We start from the raw sequence: 23,673 nt of genomic DNA on the forward strand, positions 1-23,673 counted from the left end.
ATGGCCCGGGGGTGACGCAACCGTTCCCGGATGGCCACGCTTCCTTTCGGCCCCGGCGCCCGCCCGGTCGCCAGGGGGACAAACGAGGCTGACGCAAGCGGTCGGGGACGCGCTACATTGCCCGGCCACCAGAAGCGAAGGGCCCGCAGCAGATGAGCGAACCGATCCAGGCCGAGACCGTCACCACCGCAGGGGAGAGCCGCAAGCAGGGCTTCATGGGCAGGCTCCGCACCCGCGTCGCCGCGCTCTCCCGCTCGCCCCACGCCCACGCGGCGATGCTCGGCGTCTCCGTCATCGACGGCTCGGTGTTCCCCGTGCCCCCCTTCGCGATCCTGGTGCCGATGGTCCTGGCGGAACCGCGCAAATGGCTCCGCTACGCCACCACCGGAACCCTGGCCAGCCTGGTGGGCGGCCTGATCGGCTACGCCCTGGGCCACGTCGGCGGCGAGGCCCTCGCCGCGACCCTGGGGATCTCCACCGACATCGCCATCCAGTCCACGCGCCTCGGCGTCGACACCACCCTCGGCCAGGCGCTCTCCGACAATTTCTGGATGCTGGCGCTCCTCTGCTCGGTGCTGCCGACGCCGTACAAGGTGGTGGCGATCGGCTCGGGGCTCGTCGGGGTCTCGCTGCCGGCCTTCCTCCTCGCCTCGGTGATCGGCCGCACCGCGCGCTTCTTCGGCGTCTCCTTCGCCTTCGCCTTCTTCGGCGAGAAGGCGCGCCGCTACATCAAGTTCTGAGCGCCCAGTGGGGCGCTCCAACGCAAAGCAAATTGCGCGCGAAGCGCGCCTCTTGCCCGCTTGGTCCCGCGCCAGCGGGGCCGAGTGGGCAAGATACAAGACGCCGACCCGGCTGGTGGCTTCTCTTCTCCCGGTGCCGCCCTACCTTCCGCCAACGGTAGGCGGCACCGCTTCGCCGCCCGAGGAGGAGCAGCCCATGGACCCGTCGCAGATCATCGAGAAACTGAACGACCTCATCCAGCTCGACCACGACGCGGTGGGCGCCTACCAGGCGGCCATCGACCGGATCGACGTGGAGTCGATCCGGGCCCGCCTCGGCGAGTTCCAGAACGACCACCGGCGCCACATCGTCGATCTCTCCGAGCAGGTGAGGCGCCTCGGCGGGACGCCGAAGGAGCGCCCCGACGCGAAGGGCTTCGTGCTCAAGGGCTTCACCGCCGTCACCTCGATGATGGGCAACGAGGCGGCGCTGCGGGCGATGCAGGGCAACGAAAAGCTCACCAACTCGAGCTACGGCAACGCGCTGCGGGAGAACTGGCCCGAGCCGATCCGCAACCTGCTCGAGCGGAACTTCCGCGACGAGCAGCGGCACCTCGCCTGGATCGAGGATGCGCTGCGCAACCGGATCTGGGAGCAGACCGGCGCCCACGTCTGACCTGCCCGAGGGCCGGGATCCGTGGAGGGCCCGGCAACCGGGGGTGAAAGGGGCTTTCGTCCGGCCGTGCTCCTGCTGCTATGCTCACCGGATTCACCGGAGGGGCGTAGCGCATGTTCAGGAACCGATGGCTCGGTGTCTTCTGCATCGCCTTGTCGCTGCTGGCGTTTTCGGCCTGCGGCGAGGAAACGGAACCAGGGGGAACCGGCGGCGCCGGTGGCCAGGGGGGGAGCGGCGGCACCGGCGGCGGCTGTAGCTCGAACGCCGTCTGCCCGGCGGAGACGCCGACCTGCAACGAGGGAAGCTGCGGCCCCTGCGTCGACGATGCGGGATGCGAGGGCCGTAGCGCCAGCCGCTGCGACACCGACGCGGGCCGCTGCGTCGCCTGCCTCGGCGACGCCGACTGCGAGGATGGGCGCTGCGCCCCGGACAATACCTGCGTCGAGTGCATCACCGCCGCGGACTGCGGCGGCGCCGCCTGTGTCGCCGGTGCGTGCCAGCAGACCGCGGGTTGCACCACCAACGAGGAGTGCCAGACCGGCGAGCTCTGCGTCCTTCCCGACGGCTCGGCGCAATTCGGTCGCTGCGAGGAGATCTGCGATCCCTACGGCGACGGCGGCGATTGCGAGGGCGACGACCGCTGCGCGCTGGTGACCTTCACCCAGGAGCTCGAGCCCGTCGGCGCCTGCCTCGCCCCCAACGGCGGCGCCGGTGTCCAGGAGGCCTGCCAGCCCGAGGAGTGCGAGCAGGACCTGCTCTGCGTGACCTACGGCCAGGGCGACGAGCGCTGCACCGACCTTTGTGATCCCGAGGTGGCTGGCGCCTGCGGCGAGGGCTTCCGCTGCCAGGCGATCGATCTCACCGCGCCCGCCGGCGCCTCGGTGGGTATCTGCATCCCGGTGCTGCAGCCGTGCGAGACCGACGCCGACTGCGACGCCAGCGAGGTCTGCAGCCTCTCCGTGGGCGAGGACGGCGGCCTCGAGCGGGTCTGCGACCGGGCGGTCGGCACCAAGCGCGGCGGCGAGGATTGCGTCACCGATGCGGAGTGCGCGAGCAACTTCTGCCTCTCCGGTCAGGCGGTCTGCTACGGCACCTGCGAGGAGGCGGCCGACTGCGCCGCGGGCTCCACCTGCGTCGACGTCGCCTTCACCCTGCCGGACCAGAGCGTCGACGTCGCTCCCGCCTGCTTCCCCACCTGCACCGACGACGCGGGCTGCAACCCGACCCAGACCTGCTCGCTGGCGATGAGCCGCCAGGGCGACGCACTCGTCTCGGTCTGCAACCCGGGGCGCGGCGTCTTCACCGCGGGGCAGGCCTGCACCGAGGACGGCCAGTGCCGGAGCAACAACTGCTCCGACGGCTTCTGCTTCGGCCTCTGCGACGACGATCTCGACTGCAGCGCACAGACCGAATGCGTCCCCACCGCCTACCTGGTCTCGGTTGGCGACGACGGCTGGAGCTATACCAGCGACGACGTCTGGCAGCGCGTGGGCATGTGCCACGGCACCGAGTGCACCACCAACGCCGACTGCGACGCTGGCTGGGCCTGCAGGCCGATGATGGACCCCTCCGACACCACCCGGCAGATCGCCACCCAGCGCTGCGTCGGCTCTGCCGGCGCCCTGCGCGGCGGCGACGCCTGCAGCTCCGGCAGGGAATGCCTCTCCGGCCTCTGCTTCGATCCCAGGGCGCTGCCGGAAGACTGCAACGACGGCATCGACAACGACGGCGACGGCGACGTCGATTGCGCGGACCTCGACTGCTTCTCCGCCTGCTTCGAGGAGCACGACTGCGGCGACGGGATCGACAACGACGGCGACGGCGCCATCGACTGCGCGGACGGCGATTGCGATTCGCGCTGCAACTACGAGAGCAATTGCTCGGACGGCGTGGACAACGACGGCAACGGGCTCGTCGACTGCGACGATCCGGACTGCTCGTGGAGCTGCGGCCTGGTGGAGAACGACTGCTCCAACGGCAGGGACGACGACGGTGACGGCTTCACCGATTGCACCGACGACGACTGCCGCTGGTATTCCATCTGCCGGGAGAACGCGAGCGACGCGCAATGCAGCGACGGCACCGACAACGACGGCGACGGCTTCACCGATTGCGCCGACCCCGACTGCAGATGGAACGCCCCCTGCAACACGATCAACCACGAGGGCCTCGGCTCCGCCGACCTCTGCAGCGACGGGCTCGACAACGACGGCGACGACCTGGTCGACTGCGACGACCCGGGCTGCGCCGCGGTGCCCGCCTGCATGGAGCGTTTCTGCGACGGCGGCAACTGCTGCGCCGACGGCGTCGACAACGACGGCGACGGGCGCGCCGATTGCCTCGACGTGGATTGCGCGTCGGACCCGGCCTGCAACGAGGCCGGCCGCTGCTCCGACGGCCTCGACAACGACGGCGACCGCCTCGTCGACTGCTTCGACGACGACTGCTGGGACGCGCCGAATTGCAATGAATCCCGGTGCGCCGGGGGCGATTGCTGTGCCGACGGCATCGACAACGATGGCGACGGTGGCATCGACTGCGTCGACAGCGATTGCTTCGGGAGCGGCGCCTGCAACGAGCAGGTCTGCACCGGCGGCAATTGCTGCGGCGATGGCGTCGACGGCGATGGGGACGGCAAGGTCGACTGCGACGACGACGATTGTCGCTACAGCTCGAGCTGCTACGAGTTCTGGTGCGACGACGGCCTCGACAACGACAACGACGGCAAGACCGATTGCGAGGACGAGAGCTGCTTCGGCAACAGCGTCTGCGCTGCCAACATCTGCTTCGAGGCCTGCGAGGCGGATGCGGATTGCCAGACCGGCGCCACCTGCGCACCCGACGCAGCGTGGGTCCACCTGAACGGCACCCTCGACGATTACGGCTTCGTCGATGCCTGCATGATGTCGCCGGCACCGTAGCGCGCCGGCTCCTCGGGCCCGGGCGCCGGCAGCACCACCGTGAAGGTGCTGCCGGCCCCGGGTTCGCTCCTCAGCTCGATCGTCCCCCCGTGGGCCTCGACGATGCGGCGGGCGAGGTAGAGGCCGATGCCGAGGCCCGGCCCCTTGCTCGCCGAACGTCCCTGGCCGAAGCGCTCGAAGATCTGCCGCTGCTCCTCCCGCGGGATCCCCGGTCCCCGGTCCTGCACCGCGACGGTGATCGAGTCGTCGGCGCGCCGCACGCTGACGTCGACCCGCCCCTCGCCGCCGTAGCGGAGGGCGTTCGAGACCAGGTTCGAGACCACCTGTTTGAAGCGGACCGGATCCACGGAGACGGTGAGGGTCTCGTCTCCCTCGACGTGGAGCTGCTCCGACTGCGCGAAGAAGGGCTCGAGCGCCTCGCAGACCAGATGCAGCGCCTGCACCTCTTCGCGCTGGATCGAGAGGCGGCCCAGCTCGGCCCTGGTGGCGTCGAGGAGCCGGTCGACGAGCTCCTGCAGCTGTCTCGTGCGCAGGAGGATGCGGTGGAGCGCATCCGGTGCCCGGCGCTCGTCGCGGACGCCGAGCTCCGCCTGCACGCGCAGCACGGCGAGCGGGTTCTTGAGCTCGTGGGCCGCGACGCCGATGAAGGATTCCCGGGCCTCCTCCAGCTCGCGCTGCGCGGTCTCGTCCCGGAGGGAGACGAGCCGCCCCACGTTCTGCTCCGGGGATTGGCGCACCTCCACCGATCGCATCGCGAGGATGCGTCGTGCCGGCGGCGCGGTGTGGAGCAGGGCAGCGGTCCTGAGGTCCACGAACTGCCCCTCCACCCGTTCCCGCACCAGCTCCTCTAGCTCCTTCTCGTCGATGCCGCGGGGCGGCGCGCGCATGCCGAGGAGCTCCGCGAAGAGCTGGTTCGCGTAGACCACCCGCCCCCCGTCGTCGAGGAAGGCCATGCCCACGTCGCTGGCGGCGAGCACCTGCTCGAGGAGCGCCGCGCGCCCGGCTGCCTCCCGGGCGAGCTCCGTCACCTGGCCGTGCAGATGCCGCACCTCCTCCAGCTCCGCCCGTTCGGAGACGTCGCGCATCGCGACGAGGCTACCCATCTCGCCGGCAGGAAGCGGCAGCGGGGCCATGATCGACTCCATCGCTCGGACGCCGTCGCCGGAGCCGAGGCGGAAGGCCCCCCGGGCCACCGTGCCTGCGCGCGATTTCTCGAGGAGGCGGATCGGATCGAAGTCGAAATCGGGGTTGCCGCCCCGGGCCCGGGTCCGCTCGAGGATCTCCGGGATCGTCTCGCCAACGAGGGGCCGATCGGCGAGGAAGAGCGCCCGCGCCGCCGGGTTGTCGAGGACCACGCGGTTGGCGCCGTCGAGGGCGAGGAGGCCATCGGGGGAAGCGTCGACCACGGTGGCGAGGATCGCCCGCTGCTGCGAGAGCTCGGAGAGCCGTTCGTGGCTCTCCATGGCGACGGCGAGGGTGGCCGCCAGCCCGTCGAGGAGGCGCTGCTCGTCGATCGAGAGGTCCGCCCGCCCACCGGGCGAGAGGCAGGCGATCGCGCCGAGGATGCGGCCGTGGGCGACCAGCGGGATCCAGCACTCCCACCTGCCGTCCTCGAAGCCGGCGGCCGCCCAGGAGGGCCCGATGGGCACGAGCTCGCCGATCTCCCGGTGCCCGTGCTGCAGGACCCGGGCGACGATCGGGTTCCCGTCCGCCGGGACCACGACCGGGTCCTTCACCACCGGATAGGTCTGGTAGAGCTGCACCCGCTCCCGCTCGCCGGTGAGGGTGAGCGCGATCCAGGTGCGGTCGACGCCGGGCATGAGCTCCGCCATCCGTGCCCCGGCCATGCGCACCACCTTGTCCCGGTTGGCGGTTACGGTGGCGTCGGTGGCCAGCTCCTGGAGCGCGGCGAGCTCCCGCTCGCGGAATTGGAGCCGCTGGTGGGCACGGACCAGCCGGTCCCGCCACAGGACGATGACCGCCGCGAGGAGGAGCTGCGCGAGGACGAGCACCGCGATCACCCAGCCCACGCCCCGGCTGAACGCGGCGGGCGCCTGCACGCTCGCCACCCGCGCGCCGCCCTCGAGCACCGGCTCGACCGCTGCGGCGAGCACCTCGCCCTTGAGCCGTGCGGTCATCTGCGTGCCGTCGGAACGGAAGTCGACCTGGCCGTCGATGCTGGTGGTGGGCCCGAGCAGGACGGTGCCGTCCGGCAGGGTGAGAAGGGTCATCCCGCCGTCGGGGGAGCGGCCCAGCACCGCCTCGAGGGCGCCCAGCGAATAGGCGCCGGCGAGCCAGCCGATCTCCCGTCCGTCGACCACCACGGGACGCGCGATGATCGCCCGCGCCGCCTCGAAGCCCCTGCGCGGCGCCACCGAGACGCCGCCGCCCTCGGGCACCAGCTCGAGATCCCGGGCGGTGATCTGGCCCACGCTGCCGAGGCTCTCGCCGTCGGGGCCGACCACCACCAGGCCCAGCCAGGCGGGATCCTGGCGGACCAGGGCGAGCTCCTGCGCGATCGCCTGGGCGTCACCTTCGATCGCGGCCTCGAGGGTCGGGGCGTCTGCGAGGGCCTCGAGCCTGCCGGCGGCGACGCCGACGGTGAGCTCGACCAGCCGTCCCACCGACTGCGCGCTCCGCTCCGCCTCCGACTGCGCCGCGCGCACCTGCTGCGTCGCGTCCCACCGCAGGATCGCCAGCGTAGCGATCAGCAGTGGGGTGATCGCGGCGAGCACCCAGAGCGCTGTCTTGACGATCGGGCTCACGCCGCGTCTGTCCCCCCGGCGCGTGCTCCTGGCTACAGAGCACGGCACCTCCCGTGAACATGAGGCGGGCAGCGGCAGTTGCGAAGATGCCCTTGCGGTACGGACCCGCACGGGCGGCGTTTCGTCTGCAGACGAGAGAGCCCGGGCCCCGCTCGGTGGGAGCGGCGACCCGGGCTCTCTGGCTGCGTGATTCCGGCAATCAGCGGGAAGGAATCGGTGCCGCCAGAAGCGGGCCCGATCCCGTCGCTCGCGCTGTGCGCGAAGAGCGCTCCTTTTGCGTTTGCTCCGCCTCCGGCGGAGCGAGCTCGTGGATCTTCACGAGCTCATCCCACGCGGCGGAGCGGCCCCGGCACCTCGGTGGCCTGCGCCTCCTTGATCCGGTTCTCGTCGTCGAGAAGGACCACGGTGGGCTTGTAGGCCTTGCGCTCCTCCTCCTCCATGTCGGCGAAGGTGGCGATGATCACCTTGTCGCCCGGACTGGTGAGGTGGGCCGCGGCGCCATTGATGCAGATCACGCGCGAGCCCCTGGGGCCCTTGAGCGCGTAGGTCACGAGGCGGCTGCCGTTGGTCACGTTCCAGACGTGGACCGCCTCGAATTCCGCGATGTCCGCGGCGTCGAGCAAATCCTCGTCGATGGTCACCGAGCCCTCGTATTCGACGTCGGCGTGGGTGACGGTGGCGCGGTGCAGCTTCGACTTGAACACCTGGCGGCGCATCGGGTCGCTCCGTACCGTCCGGTCGCCGCCCCGTGGATCGGGGTCGGCGCCTTTCGGCACCGGCTTTCTAAACACTTGGGCGGGGGCGTTTCAACCCTTTCGACCGCCAGCCGGGGTTGCGGGTACCCGCTTCGACGCGGTGCGCCGCACCGGTACCCGGGGCGCCGCCTCGGAGCGATCGATGAGGTGGCGCACCAGCGCGAGCACCCCACGGGTGGCGGTACGCAGGGCCACCGCCCGGCTCTTCACCGGCACGTGGACGAAGACCACGGGGGGCAGCTCGCCGCTCGCCTTCCGGTGCAATTTGTGGAGCACGAGGTAGTAGGCGTAGTTGCAGGCATAGAGCCCCGCGTCGCTGGAGAGCGCCGCGGGGGCCCCGGCGCGGCGCATGCTGCCGAGGGCCGCCTTGAGCGGCAGCGTGGAGAAGTAGGCGGCGGGCCCCGCCTCGATCACCCGCTCCCCGGTGGGCTGCTCGCCGTCGTTGTCGGGGAGGCGCGCCTCGATGCGGTTCACCGCGAGCCGCTCGAGTCGCAGCTCCTCCGCCGAACCCGATTCACCCATGAGGAGCACCGCGTCCGGCTTGCAGGCGAGCGCCCGATCGAGGGCCTTGTCGAGCTTGCCGAAGGAGACGGGCAGGCTCTTCGTCACCACCCGGGCGTTCTGCCGGATCCCCCGGGGCGCAGCTGCAGCCCGGGCGATGTGCTCGAGCACGAGTTGCGATCGGTTCACGGATCGTCCGCCGAAGGGCTCGAACGCCGTGACCAGGATCGTCTTTTCCTTCTTCGAGCGTTCGGGCTGCTTCACCCCCATACGATTGCGCCCGCCTGCAGGAGCGTCAACCGACACCGCGGTGCGCCCCCGTCCGCCTGCCTGCTTTCCCTGTGGTTGCATCCCGGCCGCTGCCGTCCGATAGAGTGGGTCCTTCCTGCGCGCAACCGGAGGTAGCATGCGCGTCCTCACCCGGATTTCCCTCGTGGCCTGTAGCCTGCTCGCGGTGCAGTTGGTGCGCTGCGGCGGAAGCGACGCCACCGAGAACCAGGGCCTGCGCTGCGAAGGGGCGCTCCCCGCCGTCGTCTACGACGGCGACGCCTCGGACGAGGCGATCGAGCGGGTCTGGGACAAGCGCTGCACCGCGGAAGCGGTCGCCGGCGCCGCCACCCTCTCCGAGCCGGCGGCAGGCGCGGTGGTGGGGAGCAGCGTCCCCGCGACGTTGCGCTGGGAGCAGGCCATCGCGGCGCTCCCCGGGGGCGCGACGCGGCTGCAGGCACCGGCAGGGGTGATGCCGCAGCTTGCCTTCGGTCTACCCCTCGCCTGGGCCCATCTTCCGCCCGTGACCGGCTGGGTCTACCTGGTCGAGATGAAGCTCGCCGACGGCTCCTCGCTCTGGCTCTTCACCACCGAACGCAGCTGGCAGCCCGATCCGATCGCCTGGCGGCGCCTGGTGGGGTCGGGCGAGGTTTCGGTCGAAATCACCAGCACCTATCTCAACCAGAACGTGATCGAGGAAGGGCCGTGGCTCGGCGAGCGCCGCACCTTCTCGATCGGGGAGAAATGACGGTGCCGTTGCCGTACCGCGCGGCAGCCCTCCTGCCGCTCCTGTTCGCCGCAGCCTGTGACGCCGAGGCCGACGGCGGCCTCGCTTTCGCAGCGGCGACCGCCTGGCCCACGCATTCGCTCCTGCCGCCGGTGGAGGGGCCCCGGCTCGCTGTCTCCAATTCCGGCGAGGACACCGTCTCCTTCGTCGATCCCGTCTCCTTCGAGGAGATCGGCCGGGTGCCGGTGGGCATCTTCCCGGTCGAGCTCGAAGGGGCGCACCATCTCGCCCCGACGCCGGACGGGCGCTTCCTCTTCGTCGGGATCGCCAACACGGTCGAACCCGGTGCCAGCGCCGGCGGGCCCCACGGCAGCCACGGCACCGGCACCGCCGACGGCTACCTGATCAAGATCGACGCGGTCACCGGGCGGCAGCTCGGGCGGGCCCGCGTCGACCGCAGTCCCGGCGACGTGCGCCTCCAGCCGGGCACGATGCGGGTCTGGCAGAGCCACTACGACCTCGTCACCCTCGCCGAGGCGGAAGGCGACTACGCCGCCGCCGCCTCCTCGGTGGTCGTCACCGACGGCGCGACGATGGAGCGGATCGCCCGGGTGGAGATCTGCCCCTCCTCCCACGGCATCGGCTTCGCACCCGACGGTTCGCAGGCCTACGTGAGCTGCGGCTACAGCGACGAGCTGGCGATCGTCGACACCGCCTCCTTCGAAGTGCGGATCGTGCCGGTGGCGGAGGATGCAGGGACCGGCGAGCTCTTCCGGACGCGCTACCTGCCCTACGCCCTCACCGTCGCCCCGGACGGCCTGGTCTGGGTGAGCAGCACCTCGCCGCTCAACCCCGGGCTTCGGGTGATCGATCCGGCAGCAGGGGCGGAGCTCCCCGAACGTGCCCTCCCGCTCGAGGGCACGCCGCTCTTCGGCGACTTCACCGCGGACGGGAGCCGCCTCTACCTCCCGATGCAGGGGCCCGATCGCCTCGTCGTCGTGGATCCTGCAGCCGGCTCGATTCTCGAGAGCGTCGAGCTCGGCCCCCTCGGCTGCGAGAACCCCCACGCGGCGGTGCTCTCCGCCGACGAGAGCGAGCTCTGGGTCGTCTGCGAGGGCGATCGGCTCAGCCGCCCCGGCTCCCTCGAGCGCTTCCGGACGGAGGGGCTCACGCCCACCGGCCACGTGGAGCTCGGCCTCTTCCCGGACGACGTCGTCCTCGTCCCGGAGGCCCGCTGATGCGCCGGCTCTTTCTCACCCTGGGTTTATCACTCGTTGTGTCTGCCTGCGGCTCGGAGGCCGAGACGACGCCGGCAGCGGAGCACGGCGCCGCGCTGGCAGCGTCCCCGTCTCTCTCCGGCAGCAGCTTCAATACCCTGGCCTGCACCAGCTGCCACGCGGTGGCGCCTGGCGACGAGCGGATCCTCGCGGGCTATCCGCTGGCCGGCGCCGCTGCCCGGCCGAGCTGGTGGGGCGGCAAGATCCTCGACCTGCGCGAGGCGGTCGACTTCTGCCTCGTCTACTTCATGAAGGGCGACCCGCTCGATCCAGCGAGCGAGGAGGGCAGGGCGCTCTACGACTACCTGCTCTCGATCGACCGCGACGGCCCCACCGAGGCGCTGCCCCTCACCGTGGTGCAGCGGATCGAGGAGGCGCCGCCCCGCGGTGACGCGGCCCGGGGCGCCGAGGTCCACCGCCTCGCCTGCGGCGGCTGCCACGGCGAGCCATCGACCGGGGCGGGGCGCCTCGTCGCGGCGGCGCCGATCCTGCCCGACCAGGCCCGCGAGGAGGCGCTCGAGGCCTTCCCGGAATTCGAACCGGCCCTCGTCTTCACCGAGAAGGTGCGGCACGGCCAATTCTTCGGCGTCGGTGGCAACATGCCGCTCTATTCGCTCGAGGCGCTCTCCGACGAGGACCTCGGCGCGCTCCTCTCCTTCTACGGGCTCTAGTCATGAAGCGATTGCTCGCCACCGCCCTCGTCCTCGCCCCTGCCGCTGCCTCGGCCCACGTCGGCGGCGTGCCCACCATCGCCTGGTTCACCGCGCCGGAGACGGTGGGTGAGCTCGCCGACGAATCCTTCACCTTCGGCTGGCTCGACTACGACGACGCAGCGGAGACCGAGAACACCACCATCGACTTCTTCTTCACCGCGCAGATGCCGCCGACGTACCGCATGGGCGGCATGCCGCAGGGGCTGGACGGCACCGCGATCGCCAAGGGCGTGGTCGAGCTCGATCCCGCCAACGAGATGGTCTGGGATACCTCCGAGGTCCCCACCGGGAGCTATTTCCTCTTCTCGCTCGCGCACGATCCGCCCTTCGAGATGGTCGCCTTCTCCCGCGGCGTGGTCACCGTCGCCCACCCCGGCGACCCGGTGCCGCCGGCGGTGCTGGTCGCGCAGCCGGACGGCGACAGCGACGTGGCGCGGGGCAGCTACGTGATCGAGTGGGAGGCCTTCGATCCCGACGGCACCGGCACCATCCGCCTCGAGGCCACCACGGCCATCGACGGCTCGGAGCGGATCCTCGTGGCCGAGGGGCTTCCCGCCGCCGACGGCAGCTACACCTGGGAGACCACCGGCCTCGCGAAGGGCGACTGGATGGTCAAGGCCACGCTCGAGGACGGGCGGGGACTCTCGCACGAGGCGTGGGGGCGCTTCTTCGTCCGCGTCGACGAGCCCCTCGGTACCGGCGGGACCGGGGGGAGCGGTGGCACGGGGGGCGTCGGCGGTGTCGGTGGCGCAGGCGGGAGCGCTGGTGCCGGCGGCAGCGGTGGTAGCGGTGGCACCGGCGGCGGCACGGCGGGCAGCGGAAGCGGCGGCGACGATGGCGGCTGCGCTGCGGCGCCCGGTGGTCCTCTCGCCGGCCTCGCTGCGGCTTTCCTCGCGCTCGCCCGGCGGCGGCGTCGCCCCGGCAAGGCAGCGGGGTGATTGCGGCGCCCGTCTCCCCTCGCCAACTTGCCTGCCATGCGGGCGGGTCTTCTGGCGGTGGTGGTGGGCGGCATTCTCCTCGGTTGCGGCGGCGGGGCCACGGACGCCTCGCCCGACCCCCTCGTTCCCGGCGGGAGCGGGGGCTCCGGCGGACCGGGCGGTGCCGGCGGCACGGGCGGAACCGGCGGGGCTGGTGGCACCGGCGGTAGCGGCGGGCAGGGTGGCAGCGGCGGCGCCTGGGAATGGCCCGGTGGCCTTCCGCCCGGCGACACCTCCGCCGCCTGGACGAATGTCGTGCCGCCGGAGGCCCTGCCCGATCCCGGCGCCTGGGCGCTCTCGGTGACGCCGGAGGGGGAGATCTGGATCGGCACCTCCGCCGGTCTCGTCCTCCGCACCCCCGACGGCAAGCTGCGCCGCTTCACCACCGACGATGGGCTCGCCAGCAACGAGATCGTCGCCGTCGCGGGCCGCGCACCGGGCGAGGTCTTCGTCGGCTATGGCTACCAGGGCCACGATCTCGGCTGGCTGCGCATCGGTACCGATGGCGCCGCCACCGTGAGCCACCACGTGATCTCCGACCTCTCGATGGGCGAGCCGATCCACGAGGTCTTCCGCATCGTCGTCGACCGCCGCCCCGGCCGCACCGACCACGTCTGGCTCGGCACCAACGAGGTGATCGCGCTCTTCCTCGGCAGCGACCCCGTGCTCCAGCACCGGCACCCGCGCCATCCCCACGGCAGCGCCTGGGGCCTCGCGGTGGATCACGCCGGCTCGGTCTGGGAGGGCGACATGCACCAGCTGGCGCGCCTCTCCTACGAGCAGACCAACGATTTCTTCACCGCGCAGTGGACCGTGGTGAAGAACCTCTGGGGCACGCCGGAGGAGACGGACGACAACTTCGACCTGGCCGTCGACGCGCAGGGCCGCGTCTACGCCGCCTCCCTCGGCAGGGGGCTGGCCCGCTACGACCCCGCCGACGCGTCGGTGGACCATTTCCTCCCGCCGCTCATCCCCGGGCGGGCGCTGCGGGCGGTGCGGGTGGCGCCGGACGGCACCGTCTGGGTGGGCGATCAGGATCTCGGCCTCGGCGCCCTGCGGGAGGAGGGGACCACCTTCCACAACCCGACCGGCACCCTCGGCGCGAGCAGCATCCGCGCCATCGAGATCGGCGCCGACGGCACGGTCTACGTCGCCACCGAGCGCGGCGTCTGGTCGCTCCCTGCGCCGTGAGCTGCGGTGGCGCGGCAGCTCGCCTTGCGTGCCGCCGGCGGCAGCGTTACGCTTTCTCTCGATGACGCCCTTCGCCGCCACCTCGTGTTGTTGTCGAGTCGCTGCGGTGGGCGTGCGCCCGTCGCCGGCTTGATTGCCGACGACGGTCCGTTCTTCGAAGCCCACCGCCCGGTTCCGGGAGGTGGGCTTTCTCCGTTGTGCCCCGAAGCATCGCCCCGCCCACCCCCGGCTCCCGGCCCTTCCCTTCCGGAGCCTGTGATGCGCATCGCGATGATCGGCGGCCTCGACCGCAACGAACGCCTCTTCGAGCAGCTCGCCGCCACCTACGGGCACGAGCTCGAGTTCCACGGCGGCCACATGAGCGGCCGCGGCGCCGGCGAGCTCCGCTCCCTGGTGGAGCGGGCGGAGCTGGTGGTCCTCACCCCCGACGTGAACAGCCACGGCGCGGTGCAGCTCGGCAAGAAGGCCGCCCGCGAGTCGGAGCGGCCCTTCGTGGTCCTGCGCACCTGCGGCGTCTCCCGCTTCCGTGCCCTCCTCGACGCCCTCGCCACCAGGCAGGCGGCTTAACGAAGGGGCGCGATGAGCTCGGGAGGCAGCGGCGCGCCCTCGAGGGCGTGGAGGAAGGCGAGGAGATCGGCCTTCTCCTGGGCGGAGAGGCCGATCGGCCGGATCGTCCCCTCCTTCTCGCCGGCGAAGGTGCCGGCTGCGCCGCCACCCTGGTCGTGGAACTCGATGAACGCCTCGAGGTTCTCGAAGCTCCCCGCATGGCCGTAGGGCGGCCGCAGGGTCACGTCCCGCAGGGTCGGCGTCTTGAACTGGCCGATCTGATCGGTCCGCTGCACGAGGCCTGCGAGCCTGCCACCCGGCGCGTCGCTGTAGGGGCCGTCGCCGTTGAGCGGATCGGCGAGGAGCTTCGCCACGCCGTCGAAGCGGCCCGTGTCCCCGCTCGCGTCCGGAATGCCGATGTTGTGGAAGCGGTCGTCGGTCAGGTTGGGACCGTCGTGGCAGACGATGCAGCGGCCGCGCTCCTCGGCCACGAAGACCTTCGCGCCGCGGAGCTCCGCCTCGGTGAGCGCGCTCTCGTCGCCTGCGAGGAAGCGGTCGAGCCTGCTGTCCCGCGAGACGAATCGGCGCATGTAGGCCTCGAGGGCCTTGCCCACGTTGGCGCAGATCCGCAGGACCGCGTCGCGCTCCGCCTCGGTCATCACCTCCCATTCCGGATCACCGGGGCCCGCCCGGTCGGGGACGCCCGCGAGATCGGGGACTGGCCCGAAGATCGGCTCGTAGCTCGAGCGGTAGTGGGTGTCGATGTGGTGGGCGACCTCGGTCCTGGTGAAATCACCCTCCGCCGGGTTCTCGATCGCCTGGATCGGCTGCGCCCAGAGCGAGTCGGCCCTGCCGTCCCAGAACTGGAAGGCGTTGTACGCGACGTTGGTCAGCGTGGAGGCGTGGCGGCTCCCCTCCCTGCCGAAGGAGCCGAAGGAGAGGGGGTTGGGGTCCGCGAAGCCGTGGGCGGGATCGTGGCAGGTGCCGCAGGAGACGATGCCGTCGGAGCTCATCCGCACGTCGAAGAAGAGCGCCTGCCCGAGGCGCGCCGCTGCGGGATCGTCGGCGAAGCGGTTGGTGGGGGAGGGCGGCGGCTCGCCCAGGGGACCGAGGCGCCGCAGCCGCTGCAGCTCTTCCGCGGTGAGGATGGGCGGCGGCGTCTCGTCGGAGCCCGCGTCGCAGGCGGCGGCGCCGGCCCCGGCTCCGACGAGGAGCGCCGCGAGCAGGAGCCGCTTCACTGGACGTCGAAGCGGAAGTGGACCACGTCCGAGCCCTCCGCTCCGTCCACGCCGATCTCGAGGTCCCAGACCCCCAGCATCGTCAGCGACACGTCCGTCGCCGTATAGGTGCCCGGGCTGTCGACCTCCTCGGTGACCACCGGGTCGCGGTCCGAGCCGTGCCCGTGGGCGGTCATGAAGGGAACGACGGTGACCGTGGCGCCAGTGACCGGCGCGCCGGCAGCGTCGGCGAGGCCGAGGGTGAAGACGTTCAGCCCCATCTCCGGCGGCCCCGGGTCGCTGTAGAGGGTGACCTCGTAGAGGCCGTCCTCGGTCAGCCGCTGCATCCCGGGCGTGTAGTGGTCGTGTTCGCCACCACCGCCGTGTTGGTGCCCGTGATCGGCTTCCGTTTCCGACTCGCTGCCGCAGGCGAACGAGGTCGCGGCGAGCAGCGCGAGGAGGACCGGCAACTTCTTCATCACTTCTCTCGCTCCTTTGGGGATCCGAGCAGCCATATCACCTCGGACGCGATCCGCAAGTCGACCAGGCCACGCAAAAAAGCGATCGCCGCCGGCGAGCAGCCGAGCGATCGCCGCCTGCTCGCCATGAAGCAGCTCCATCATCCTCGTCACGCCCCGGGGACGCCGGCAGACCGCAAACGGTCGCCTGCTGCAAGAGGGGCCTGCTCCGCCGGGGTTCTCCGGCCGGCGATGGGCCCGGCGTGGGGCGCGTTGCCGGAAACACATGCGGGATCTGCAGCAAGGCCACCTGCCTGCAGTCCAATTGTCACAGAGCCCCCCTAGAACCCCGACCCATCGAACGGCCGCGACGAGCCCGCCATCCACGGCGGGACCCGCGGTCCACGAGGGACAGGGATGTTCGAATCCTTCTCGAGGCACGACAGGGCAGCAGGAGAGCGCCGGCGCTGGGCCTTTTCGCTCGGCTTCGGCGTCTTCGCCTACGGGGGGCTCGTCGCCGGCGCGGTGCTGCTCGGCGGCGCGGCGCCGCCGAAGCCGGTGGAAGAGGAGCCGATCGAGGTGGTCTTCGCGCCGCAGCCGGAGCCCGAGCCGCTCCCGCCGCCACCGCCGCCGGAGCCTGCTGCGCCGGAGCCGCCGCCTGCGGCGCCGATGGTCTCCGCCCCGAAGCACCTCAAGCGCAAGGCGCCGGACCCGGCACAGAAGCCGAAGAAGCTCGAGGCCCCGGCGAAGATCGCCGACGAGAAGCCGGAGGAGAAGGACGCGAAGGACTTCGCCGTGGCCGCTGCGGCGCCCGGCGAGGGCGACGCAGCGGGCCGCGAGGGCGGCACCGGCATCCCCGGGACCCAGGTCGCCTCGATCGAGCCCGACGCGAAGCCGGTGGCCAGGCCCGTGCGCCGGAAGAAGCCGGTGCAGCTCCCCGAGAACGCCACGCCGCCGAAGCTCCTGCCCGCGTCCGGCGCCCCGACCTTCCCTGCGGAGATGAAGGCCCAGGGCAAGGAGGGCCTCGTCATCCTCAAGGTCGTCATCGACGAGAACGGCAGGATCGCCGCGCTCAAGCTGATGAAGGGAGACGAGCCCTTCGTCTCCGCCGCCATCGCCTGGGCGAAGGCCACGAAGTGGCAGCCGGCGGTCGCCGCCGGCGGCGAGAAGCTCCCCGTCTTCAAGATTCTCCAGATCCCCTTCCGCCTCCGCATGTGAGCGGAGCGCGCCGACATCCGTCTCGAATTTCCGAAGGAGCTAGCACGATGGAAATCGATCTTCTGCATCTCTGGGCCCAGATGGGCATCGCCGCCAAGCTGGTGGTCATCTCGCTCTCCGTCATGGCGATCATCACGATTGCGGTGACCATCGACCGCCTCGTGGCGATCTCCCGCTGGCACCGCGAGGCGGCGAAATACGCCCCGCGCGCAGCCGAGGCGGTGCGCGGCCACCAGTACGCGGCCTTCGTCGCCGAGGTGGGCGACAACAAGCACCCGCTGCCGCGGCTCCTCCGCGCCGGCCTCAAGAGCTACCTAGACGGGATCAAGCAGCCCTCCCACGAGATCACCGCGGTGGAGTTCGCTCGCCGCGAGCTGGCCCGGGTGGCGGAGATGATCGGCGCCGACTGCCGCCGCGGCATGAACGCCCTCGCCTCGATCGCGTCGGTGGCGCCCTTCGTCGGCCTCTTCGGCACGGTGGTCGGCATCATCGCGGCCTTCGAGGGGATCGCGAAGACGGGCTCCGGCGGCCTGGGCGCCGTCTCGGCCGGCATCGCCGAGGCGCTCATCGTAACCGGCATCGGTCTCGGCGTCGCCATCCCGGCGGTGCTCCTCTTCAACTTCCTGAGCGCGAAGATCGACCGCTTCGAGCTCTCCCTGCAGACCGCTTCTGGCGAGCTGATCGACCAGCTGGAGAAGAACCATGGGCATGACCGTGAGCGGGTCGCGGCGTAAGGGCGGCGCGAAGCCCGAGATCAACGTCACGCCTCTCGTCGACGTCGTCCTCGTGCTGCTCATCATCTTCATGGTGGTGACGCCGCAGATGGAGAGCGGCGCCTCGGTGGACCTCCCCTCGATCCAATTCCCGGACGAGGAGGGGAAGGGAAAGCTCGACCCCATCGAGCTCACCTACACCGCCGCCGGGCAGTACCTGATCCACAAGGAAGCGATTCCGGCGGATCGGCTCGAGGAGCGGCTCGCGCAGATGCACGAGGCCGAGCCCAACCGCCGCCTCGTCCTCCGCGGCGACGTCAAGCTGCAGTACGGCCAGGTCCGCGGGCTCTTCACGATGTGCGAGCGGATCGGCTTCCCCGGTGTCTCGCTGGTGGTTTCCGAATCGGGTGACAAGAAGGTCCCGGACGGCGTCCCGACGGAAGACGCCGCGGGCTAAGGAGTTCCAACGTGGGCATGTCGGTCGGACAGGGCGGCGGCAAGAAGCACAAGGTGACGCCGCAGATGAACGTCACCCCGCTCGTCGACGTGGTGCTGGTGCTGCTGATCATCTTCATGGTGGTCACGCCGCTGCTCACCAAGCAGTTCTGGATCAACGTCCCGAAGAAGGCGGACGAGGTGAAGCAGCCGCTGCCGGACGACAGCAAGCCGCCGGTGGTGCTCTCCCTCGCTGCAGACGGGACGCTGCGGATCAACAAGGACACGATCCGGCGCGACGACATCGGCAGGCGCCTGCCGCGGATCTTCTCCGCGCAGGGCGACGCCACGCTGGTCTTCGATGCGGAAGACGGCGCGCCCTACGGCGAAGCGGTCAAGGTGATGGATCTGGCCCGTGCCGCAGGCGCGGTCACCATCGCGGTCTCCTCTCGCGAGCTCAAATAAGGCAGGCAAGACATGAACGACATCCTTGTGTCCCGCGTTACGGCGGGGCTGACGCTCCTCGTGTGTCTCCTCGGCGCCGCCCCGCAGGCGTGGGCGGAGGATGGTGCAGCCGAGATGCCGGCGGCGGTGGACGAGATGCCGGCGGCGGTGGAGGCCGGCGAGGCCGCGCCCACCGAGGCGGCACCCGCCGACGAGGTCGTGGTGCTGGGCGACGACGTCGACTGGGGCGAGGAGGAGACCACCCGCGACCCGACCAAGGGGCTCGTGCAGGGCAGGGTCACCTCGAAGTCCAACGGCGACGCCCTCATCGAGGCCCGCGTCACCGTGCAGGGCACGCCCTTCTCCACGCTCACCGACGTGGACGGCAACTTCGAGCTCGAGCTGCCCCCGGGCACCTACGAATTCCGCGTCTGGTACGAGCTCCACCAGCCCCAGCGCGTGCAGGGCATCGTCGTCGAGGCGGGCGCGGAGCAGCAGCTCGACGTCGCCCTGGTCGGCGACGACGACTCGGTCCTCGAGATCGTCGTCGAGGCACAGGCCGACAAGTCGAAGGCCGCCGTGCAGATGGAGAAGCGCAAGCGCGCCGCGGTGGTGATGGACGCGGTCTCCGGCGAGGAGATGAGCAAGACCCCCGACTCCTCCGCTGCCGACGCGATGAAGCGCGTCGTCGGCGCCAGCGTGGTCGACGGCAAATACCTCGTCGTCCGCGGCCTCGGTGGCCGCTACAACACCACGCTCCTCGAGGGCGTGAGCGTCCCCAGCCCCGAACCCGACATGCCGTCGGTGCCCCTCGACCTCTTCCCGTCGTCGCTGCTCTCCAGCGTGAGCGTGGCCAAGACCGCCACGCCGGATCTGCCGGGCAACTTCGCCGGCGGCGCGCTGCTCATCGATTCGAAGCAGTACCCCACCGAATTCAAGCTCAACCTCAAGGCGGGCTTCTCCGGCGACAGCGTCACCACCTTCCAGCAGGGCCCGCGCTACACCGGCGGCTCCAGCGACTGGCTCGGCTTCGACGACGGCACCCGCGCGCTGCCGGCGGCCGTTCCCGGCGACGGTCCGACCAACGAGCTGAACCGCGAGGAGCGGGCCAACGTCGGCAAGTCCTTCGACCAGACCTGGGCCGCCCGCAACGAGAGCCTCCCCGCCAACTTCAACTTCGGCGCCTCCGTCGGCGACACCGTCAGCGCCTTCGGCAACCGTTTCGGCTATCTCGCCAGCCTCTCCTGGGGACAGAGCTGGGATCTCGAGGGGGAGTACAACGTCGACGTCGCGCTCGACGGGAGCAAGCCCGAGAACGCCACCGAGATCGCCGGCATCCGCAAGGTGAAGCTCGGCGGCCTCGGCAGCTTCTCCTACCAGCTCGGCCCCTCCGACGACCTGGCGTTCATCACGCTCTTCAGCCGCAGCGCCGACGACCGGGCCCAGGTGACCCGGGGCTTCAGCAACAACGACCGCGACTTCGAGAAGACCGACCTCGCCTTCATCGCGCGCCAGCTCAGCTTCAACCAGCTGCGTGGTCACCACCGCTTCGAGAGCCTGGGCCAGCTCGAGCTCGACTGGCAGGGCAACTTCTCGGTGGTGAACCGCGACGAGCCCGACACCCGGACCATCTACTACGAGGACATGGGCGACGGCTCGATGCGGATGAACAAGGAGCGCGGCGGCCAGCGCCTCTTCTCCGAACTCGACGATCGGACCTTCGGCGGCGGCTTCGACCTGGCCCTGCCGATGGAGAGCTGGAAGCCCAAGGTCGGCGTGCTCTACAGCCAGTCCGCCCGCGACTACGGCATGCGCCGCTTCCTCTACGAGGACAGCCGCGCCACCCCCGAGGTGCTGGGCCTGCCCGCCAACGAGATCTTCAACGACGAGACCATCGGCAGGTACTTCCAGTTCAAGGAGCAGACCCGCACCTCCGACAGCTACACCGCCGATTTCCAGCTCGTGGCCACCTACGCGATGGCTGACGTCACGCTCTTCGATCCGCTGCGGGTCATCTTCGGTGCGCGTTTCGAGCGCGCCCACACCGAGCTCGTCCACGACTCGCCCTTCGCCAGCGCCGACGACGCACCGAAAGGTGTCGACCGCCTCGAGGAGGACGTCCTGCCCTCGGTCAACCTCGTCTACGCCCTCGGCGAGCAGATGAACCTCCGCGCTGCCTACGCGATGACCGTGGCACGGCCGCAGTTCCGCGAGCTCTCCTCTGCGAGCTGGTACGACTTCGACCGCCGCCGCTTCTACTCCGGCAATCCGGAGCTCGAGCGCAGCCGGATCCACAACGCCGATCTCCGCTTCGAGTTCTTCCCCGGTGCCACCGAGGTCCTCGCTGCCAGCGTCTTCGGCAAGGTCTTCGAGAATCCGATCGAGGAGCTCTTCTTCACCGACACCGGGAAGAGCGTGACCTACGACAACGCCGACGGCGGCTACGTCTACGGCATCGAGCTCGAGGGCCGCGTCGGGCTCTACCACCTCTCGAAGTCGCTCCGCGAATTCGGCGTCACCGGCAACCTCACCCTCGCGACCTCGGAGGTGGAGATCGACGAGCCGCTGATGACCAACCAGAAGCGGCCCCTGAACGGCCAGTCGCCCTACGCGGTGAACTTCGGTCTCCTCTACGAGAACGAGCTCACCGGCACGACGGCCCAGCTCCTCTACAACGTCTTCGGTCCCCGCCTCGACGTCGCCGGCATCCAGGGGCTCCCGGACATCTACGAGGACGTCTTCCATCGCGTCGACCTGACGTTCACGCAGGGCCTCGGCAGCGGCTTCGACATGAAGCTCGCCGCGACCAACCTGCTCGACCAGGAGGAGACCTACTCCCAGGGCGACACTGAGGTGTCACGTTTCAGCCCCGGTGTTGGTGCCTCCGCGTCGCTCGGTTGGACGTTTTGACCGGTAGACATCCCCGCATCGACAGCGCGCTCCCCAGCGCGCCGAAAAGCAAGACAGCTTCGACCTGGAGGAACAGCGAAATGCGTACCTGGAACAAGACCCTCACCATCCTGGCGGCTCTCGCGCTCGCCACCGTCGGCATCGCCTGCGGCGACGCCACCGAGAAGAACGACACCGGCGGCACGGGCGGCAGCGGCGCGACCGGCGGCACGGGGGGCACCGGCGGGACCGGTGGCACGGGCGGTACCGGCGGCACCGGTGGTTCGGTCGAGCCCGAGCGGATCGACGTCGCGAACGACGTCACCAGCGACACCACCTGGACGGCAAACAACGTCTACGAGCTCGACGGCCGCATCTTCGTGAAGAACGGCGCCACGCTCACCATCGAGCCGGGCACCCGGATCGAGGGCAACGACGGCACCGCGCTCATCGTCACCCGCGGCTCGAAGATCATGGCCGACGGCAGCCGCGAGGCGCCCATCGTCTTCACCGCCACCGACCCGGACGGCGACGGCCGCTACCCCGGCGACTGGGGCGGCCTGATCCTCCTCGGCAACGCCCCCATCAACACCGACGGCGGCGTGAACAGCATCGAGGGCTTTCCGGCTGCTGCTGGCGCCGACATCGAGTACGGCGGCAACGACGCCGACGACGACAGCGGCGTCCTCCGCTTCGTCCGCATCGAGTACGCCGGTTGGGAGTACGCCCCCGACTCCGAGATCAACGCCCTGACCCTGGGCGGGGTCGGCCGCGGAACCACCCTCGAGTACATCCAGACCCACCTCGGCGCCGACGACGGCGTGGAGTTCTTCGGCGGCACCGCCGAGGCGAAGTACGTCGTGGTGTCCCGCCCCGACGACGACGGCATCGACTGGGACCTCGGCTGGACCGGCAAGCTCCAGTTCGTGGTGGTGCAGCAGGAGGCGCTCGTCGGCAACTACGGCTACGAGTCCGACAACGACGGCTCGAACATGGACAAGAGCCCCCGCTCGAAGCCAACCATCTTCAACGCCACGCTGATCGGATCCGACGCAGCGCCGGGCGCCGCCGGGAAGACCCAGGTCGGGATGATGCTCCACGAGGGCACGGGCGGCATCCTCAAGAACCACATCGTCGCCCACTTCGCCGACTTCGGCATCGACGTGGAGCACGACGCCACCACCGCGCTCTTCTCGACCGGTGATCTCGTCTTCGCCGACTCGATCTACTTCGACAACAACGCGGGCAGCGACTTCGAGACCACCAACACCAGCGTGGACAAGGCCGACAAGGACAACGGCTTCGACGAGGCCGCCGAGTTCACCGCAGCGGCGCACGGCAACCGCAACGTCGACCCCCAGCTCACCGACGCCCTGAACCTCGCGGCGCCGAACTTCCTCCCGAAGGCCGGCTCGCCCGCCCTCACCGGTGGCGCCACCCCGCCGGACGACGGCTTCTTCGACACCACCGCCACCTTCGTCGGCGCCTTCGGCACCGAGAACTGGATGGACGGCTGGACCGACTTCCCGGTCCTGCCCGAGGAGATGTAAGGCGTCTCGAAGCCAACCAGGCCTCTGAAGCAAGGGCCCGCCGGCACCAGCCGGCGGGCCCTTGCCCATTCCGGAGAGGGCGGGTGAGGGCAAGAGCCGATCATCCGCGAGGCGCTTTGATCATCCTGCCCGGGCGGCAGGGGATGGCCGCGGAGTGCAACAGACCGGAATTGCGGGCTTTCCCTCCGGATCAGCGCAGGTGTCACCGGAGCCGGGAGAAAAAGGGAGCGATCATCTTGACGCATCGCCGTCGCGAGCGTAGATCGCCCAAGTCACGTCGACGCGGCATCCGCCGGGAAGACGGAAGGGGCCCCACTCGTTTGGGGCCTTTGCGTCTCGAGAGAGACGCCGCCGACCGAAAGGTCGGCAGCCAGAAAGCCTTTCGAAAGAAAAGGTTGACGGCATCGGGAAGCGGCAGTAGAAGCCGCCCCCATCTCGACGGAACGGCGCAGCCGGGAAGGAGAGGGAGGAGCTCCCTGGTTGGAGCTCTTCGGGATCGGACTTGGCAAATAGCCGAGAGGTTCCAGCCGGTTGAAAGAAGCCGGCGCCGACGGGCGGTTGAAAGAAACTGCTTGACGGTGAACGGGATGCGGGATAAAAGCCGCACCCCACCTCGACGGACGGCCTCGCCGGCCGGCGGGTGAGCAGGACAGGTTGGTCTCTGAAAACTGAATAGCAAGCCAGTAACGTCGAATTGCGGAGCAATCGCAATTC

Annotated in this window: 20 protein-coding genes; 15 read left to right on the plus strand and 5 right to left on the minus strand. The window is 70.5% G+C overall.

Annotated elements, in window-relative coordinates:
• Positions 1 to 152 precede the first annotated feature (152 nt).
• The 3 genes from ACESMR_RS18900 to ACESMR_RS18910 all read left to right on the plus strand — a co-directional run bounded on the left by ACESMR_RS18900 (position 153) and on the right by ACESMR_RS18910 (position 4,316).
• Positions 153 to 740 (plus strand): YqaA family protein, encoded by a 588-nt coding sequence (locus ACESMR_RS18900; protein ID WP_373048670.1) that lies wholly within the window; start codon positions 153 to 155, stop codon positions 738 to 740.
• Between the two features lie 196 nt (positions 741 to 936).
• Positions 937 to 1,395, plus strand: coding sequence for a ferritin-like domain-containing protein (locus ACESMR_RS18905; protein ID WP_373048671.1), 459 nt, complete (start codon positions 937 to 939; stop codon positions 1,393 to 1,395).
• A gap of 113 nt (positions 1,396 to 1,508) precedes the next feature.
• Positions 1,509 to 4,316 (plus strand): hypothetical protein, encoded by a 2,808-nt coding sequence (locus ACESMR_RS18910; protein ID WP_373048672.1) that lies wholly within the window; start codon positions 1,509 to 1,511, stop codon positions 4,314 to 4,316.
• Here the strand turns inward: ACESMR_RS18910 and ACESMR_RS18915 are convergent.
• From ACESMR_RS18915 to ACESMR_RS18925, 3 genes are all read right to left on the minus strand, one after another.
• Complete coding sequence (locus ACESMR_RS18915; protein WP_373048673.1) at positions 4,274 to 7,081, minus strand: ATP-binding protein; 2,808 nt, start codon at positions 7,079 to 7,081, stop codon at positions 4,274 to 4,276. The two genes, ACESMR_RS18910 and ACESMR_RS18915, sit on opposite strands and share 43 nt — an antisense overlap.
• Positions 7,082 to 7,404: 323 nt before the next feature.
• A complete protein-coding gene (gene panD / locus ACESMR_RS18920) occupies positions 7,405 to 7,797 on the minus strand; it encodes an aspartate 1-decarboxylase (protein WP_373048674.1) in 393 nt (130 codons plus the stop codon).
• Between the two features lie 90 nt (positions 7,798 to 7,887).
• On the minus strand, positions 7,888 to 8,601 hold the full coding sequence (locus ACESMR_RS18925; RefSeq protein WP_373048675.1) for a hypothetical protein: 714 nt from the start codon (positions 8,599 to 8,601) through the stop codon (positions 7,888 to 7,890).
• 142 nt (positions 8,602 to 8,743) lie between these two features.
• On the opposite strand from ACESMR_RS18925, the gene ACESMR_RS18930 reads away from it, so the two are divergent.
• From ACESMR_RS18930 to ACESMR_RS18955, 6 genes are all read left to right on the plus strand, one after another.
• Entirely contained in the window at positions 8,744 to 9,352 is a 609-nt protein-coding gene (locus ACESMR_RS18930; protein WP_373048676.1) for a hypothetical protein, read from the plus strand.
• 2 nt (positions 9,353 to 9,354) lie between these two features.
• On the plus strand, positions 9,355 to 10,569 hold the full coding sequence (locus tag ACESMR_RS18935) for a YncE family protein (protein WP_373048677.1): 1,215 nt from the start codon (positions 9,355 to 9,357) through the stop codon (positions 10,567 to 10,569).
• Complete coding sequence (locus ACESMR_RS18940; protein ID WP_373048678.1) at positions 10,569 to 11,279, plus strand: c-type cytochrome; 711 nt, start codon at positions 10,569 to 10,571, stop codon at positions 11,277 to 11,279. Before ACESMR_RS18935 ends, ACESMR_RS18940 begins: the two co-directional genes overlap by 1 nt.
• 2 nt (positions 11,280 to 11,281) lie before the next feature.
• A complete protein-coding gene (locus ACESMR_RS18945) occupies positions 11,282 to 12,259 on the plus strand; it encodes a hypothetical protein (RefSeq protein WP_373048679.1) in 978 nt (325 codons plus the stop codon).
• Positions 12,260 to 12,295: 36 nt separating this feature from the next.
• Entirely contained in the window at positions 12,296 to 13,489 is a 1,194-nt protein-coding gene (locus tag ACESMR_RS18950) for a hypothetical protein (protein ID WP_373048680.1), read from the plus strand.
• Positions 13,490 to 13,747: 258 nt separating this feature from the next.
• On the plus strand, positions 13,748 to 14,056 hold the full coding sequence (locus ACESMR_RS18955; RefSeq protein WP_373048681.1) for a DUF2325 domain-containing protein: 309 nt from the start codon (positions 13,748 to 13,750) through the stop codon (positions 14,054 to 14,056).
• Here the strand turns inward: ACESMR_RS18955 and ACESMR_RS18960 are convergent.
• Both ACESMR_RS18960 and ACESMR_RS18965 read right to left on the minus strand, forming a co-directional pair.
• Entirely contained in the window at positions 14,053 to 15,273 is a 1,221-nt protein-coding gene (locus ACESMR_RS18960; protein WP_373048682.1) for a cytochrome-c peroxidase, read from the minus strand. The two genes, ACESMR_RS18955 and ACESMR_RS18960, sit on opposite strands and share 4 nt — an antisense overlap.
• Positions 15,270 to 15,731 carry a FixH family protein gene (locus ACESMR_RS18965; protein WP_373048683.1) on the minus strand — a complete coding sequence of 154 codons (462 nt, stop codon included), beginning with the start codon at positions 15,729 to 15,731 and terminating at the stop codon, positions 15,270 to 15,272. The genes ACESMR_RS18960 and ACESMR_RS18965 overlap by 4 nt, the downstream gene beginning before the upstream one ends.
• Positions 15,732 to 16,127: 396 nt before the next feature.
• Here ACESMR_RS18965 and ACESMR_RS18970 point away from each other — a divergent pair, with 396 nt between their 5' ends.
• The 6 genes from ACESMR_RS18970 (at position 16,128) to ACESMR_RS18995 (ending at position 22,959) form a co-directional block, all read left to right on the plus strand.
• Positions 16,128 to 16,928, plus strand: coding sequence for an energy transducer TonB (locus ACESMR_RS18970; RefSeq protein WP_373048684.1), 801 nt, complete (start codon positions 16,128 to 16,130; stop codon positions 16,926 to 16,928).
• A gap of 47 nt (positions 16,929 to 16,975) precedes the next feature.
• Positions 16,976 to 17,662 (plus strand): MotA/TolQ/ExbB proton channel family protein, encoded by a 687-nt coding sequence (locus tag ACESMR_RS18975; RefSeq protein ID WP_373048685.1) that lies wholly within the window; start codon positions 16,976 to 16,978, stop codon positions 17,660 to 17,662.
• Positions 17,631 to 18,098, plus strand: a complete 468-nt coding sequence (locus ACESMR_RS18980) for an ExbD/TolR family protein (protein ID WP_373048686.1) — start codon at positions 17,631 to 17,633, stop codon at positions 18,096 to 18,098. Before ACESMR_RS18975 ends, ACESMR_RS18980 begins: the two co-directional genes overlap by 32 nt.
• Before the next feature lie 17 nt (positions 18,099 to 18,115).
• Positions 18,116 to 18,541 (plus strand): ExbD/TolR family protein, encoded by a 426-nt coding sequence (locus ACESMR_RS18985; RefSeq protein ID WP_373048687.1) that lies wholly within the window; start codon positions 18,116 to 18,118, stop codon positions 18,539 to 18,541.
• Positions 18,542 to 18,553: 12 nt separating this feature from the next.
• Complete coding sequence (locus tag ACESMR_RS18990; RefSeq protein WP_373048688.1) at positions 18,554 to 21,430, plus strand: TonB-dependent receptor; 2,877 nt, start codon at positions 18,554 to 18,556, stop codon at positions 21,428 to 21,430.
• Between the two features lie 80 nt (positions 21,431 to 21,510).
• Positions 21,511 to 22,959, plus strand: coding sequence for a hypothetical protein (locus tag ACESMR_RS18995; RefSeq protein ID WP_373048689.1), 1,449 nt, complete (start codon positions 21,511 to 21,513; stop codon positions 22,957 to 22,959).
• Positions 22,960 to 23,673: the final 714 nt, after the last annotated feature.

It is taken from the genome of Vulgatibacter sp. (genome assembly GCF_041687135.1).
Lineage (GTDB): Bacteria > Myxococcota > Myxococcia > Myxococcales > Vulgatibacteraceae > JAWLCN01.

What these genes read in the sequence shown, in the direction of transcription:
- ACESMR_RS18985 (WP_373048687.1), top strand. Translation starts at nt 18,116, where the DNA reads ATGTCGGTCGGACAGGGCGGCGGCAAGAAGCACAAGGTGACGCCGCAG.
- ACESMR_RS18940 (WP_373048678.1), top strand. Translation starts at nt 10,569, where the DNA reads ATGCGCCGGCTCTTTCTCACCCTGGGTTTATCACTCGTTGTGTCTGCC.
- ACESMR_RS18905 (WP_373048671.1), top strand. Translation starts at nt 937, where the DNA reads ATGGACCCGTCGCAGATCATCGAGAAACTGAACGACCTCATCCAGCTC.
- ACESMR_RS18965 (WP_373048683.1), bottom strand. Translation starts at nt 15,731, where the DNA reads ATGAAGAAGTTGCCGGTCCTCCTCGCGCTGCTCGCCGCGACCTCGTTC.
- ACESMR_RS18955 (WP_373048681.1), top strand. Translation starts at nt 13,748, where the DNA reads ATGCGCATCGCGATGATCGGCGGCCTCGACCGCAACGAACGCCTCTTC.
- ACESMR_RS18945 (WP_373048679.1), top strand. Translation starts at nt 11,282, where the DNA reads ATGAAGCGATTGCTCGCCACCGCCCTCGTCCTCGCCCCTGCCGCTGCC.
- ACESMR_RS18900 (WP_373048670.1), top strand. Translation starts at nt 153, where the DNA reads ATGAGCGAACCGATCCAGGCCGAGACCGTCACCACCGCAGGGGAGAGC.
- ACESMR_RS18970 (WP_373048684.1), top strand. Translation starts at nt 16,128, where the DNA reads ATGTTCGAATCCTTCTCGAGGCACGACAGGGCAGCAGGAGAGCGCCGG.
- ACESMR_RS18990 (WP_373048688.1), top strand. Translation starts at nt 18,554, where the DNA reads ATGAACGACATCCTTGTGTCCCGCGTTACGGCGGGGCTGACGCTCCTC.
- ACESMR_RS18950 (WP_373048680.1), top strand. Translation starts at nt 12,296, where the DNA reads ATGCGGGCGGGTCTTCTGGCGGTGGTGGTGGGCGGCATTCTCCTCGGT.
- ACESMR_RS18975 (WP_373048685.1), top strand. Translation starts at nt 16,976, where the DNA reads ATGGAAATCGATCTTCTGCATCTCTGGGCCCAGATGGGCATCGCCGCC.
- ACESMR_RS18930 (WP_373048676.1), top strand. Translation starts at nt 8,744, where the DNA reads ATGCGCGTCCTCACCCGGATTTCCCTCGTGGCCTGTAGCCTGCTCGCG.
- panD (WP_373048674.1), bottom strand. Translation starts at nt 7,797, where the DNA reads ATGCGCCGCCAGGTGTTCAAGTCGAAGCTGCACCGCGCCACCGTCACC.
- ACESMR_RS18995 (WP_373048689.1), top strand. Translation starts at nt 21,511, where the DNA reads ATGCGTACCTGGAACAAGACCCTCACCATCCTGGCGGCTCTCGCGCTC.
- ACESMR_RS18980 (WP_373048686.1), top strand. Translation starts at nt 17,631, where the DNA reads ATGGGCATGACCGTGAGCGGGTCGCGGCGTAAGGGCGGCGCGAAGCCC.
- ACESMR_RS18910 (WP_373048672.1), top strand. Translation starts at nt 1,509, where the DNA reads ATGTTCAGGAACCGATGGCTCGGTGTCTTCTGCATCGCCTTGTCGCTG.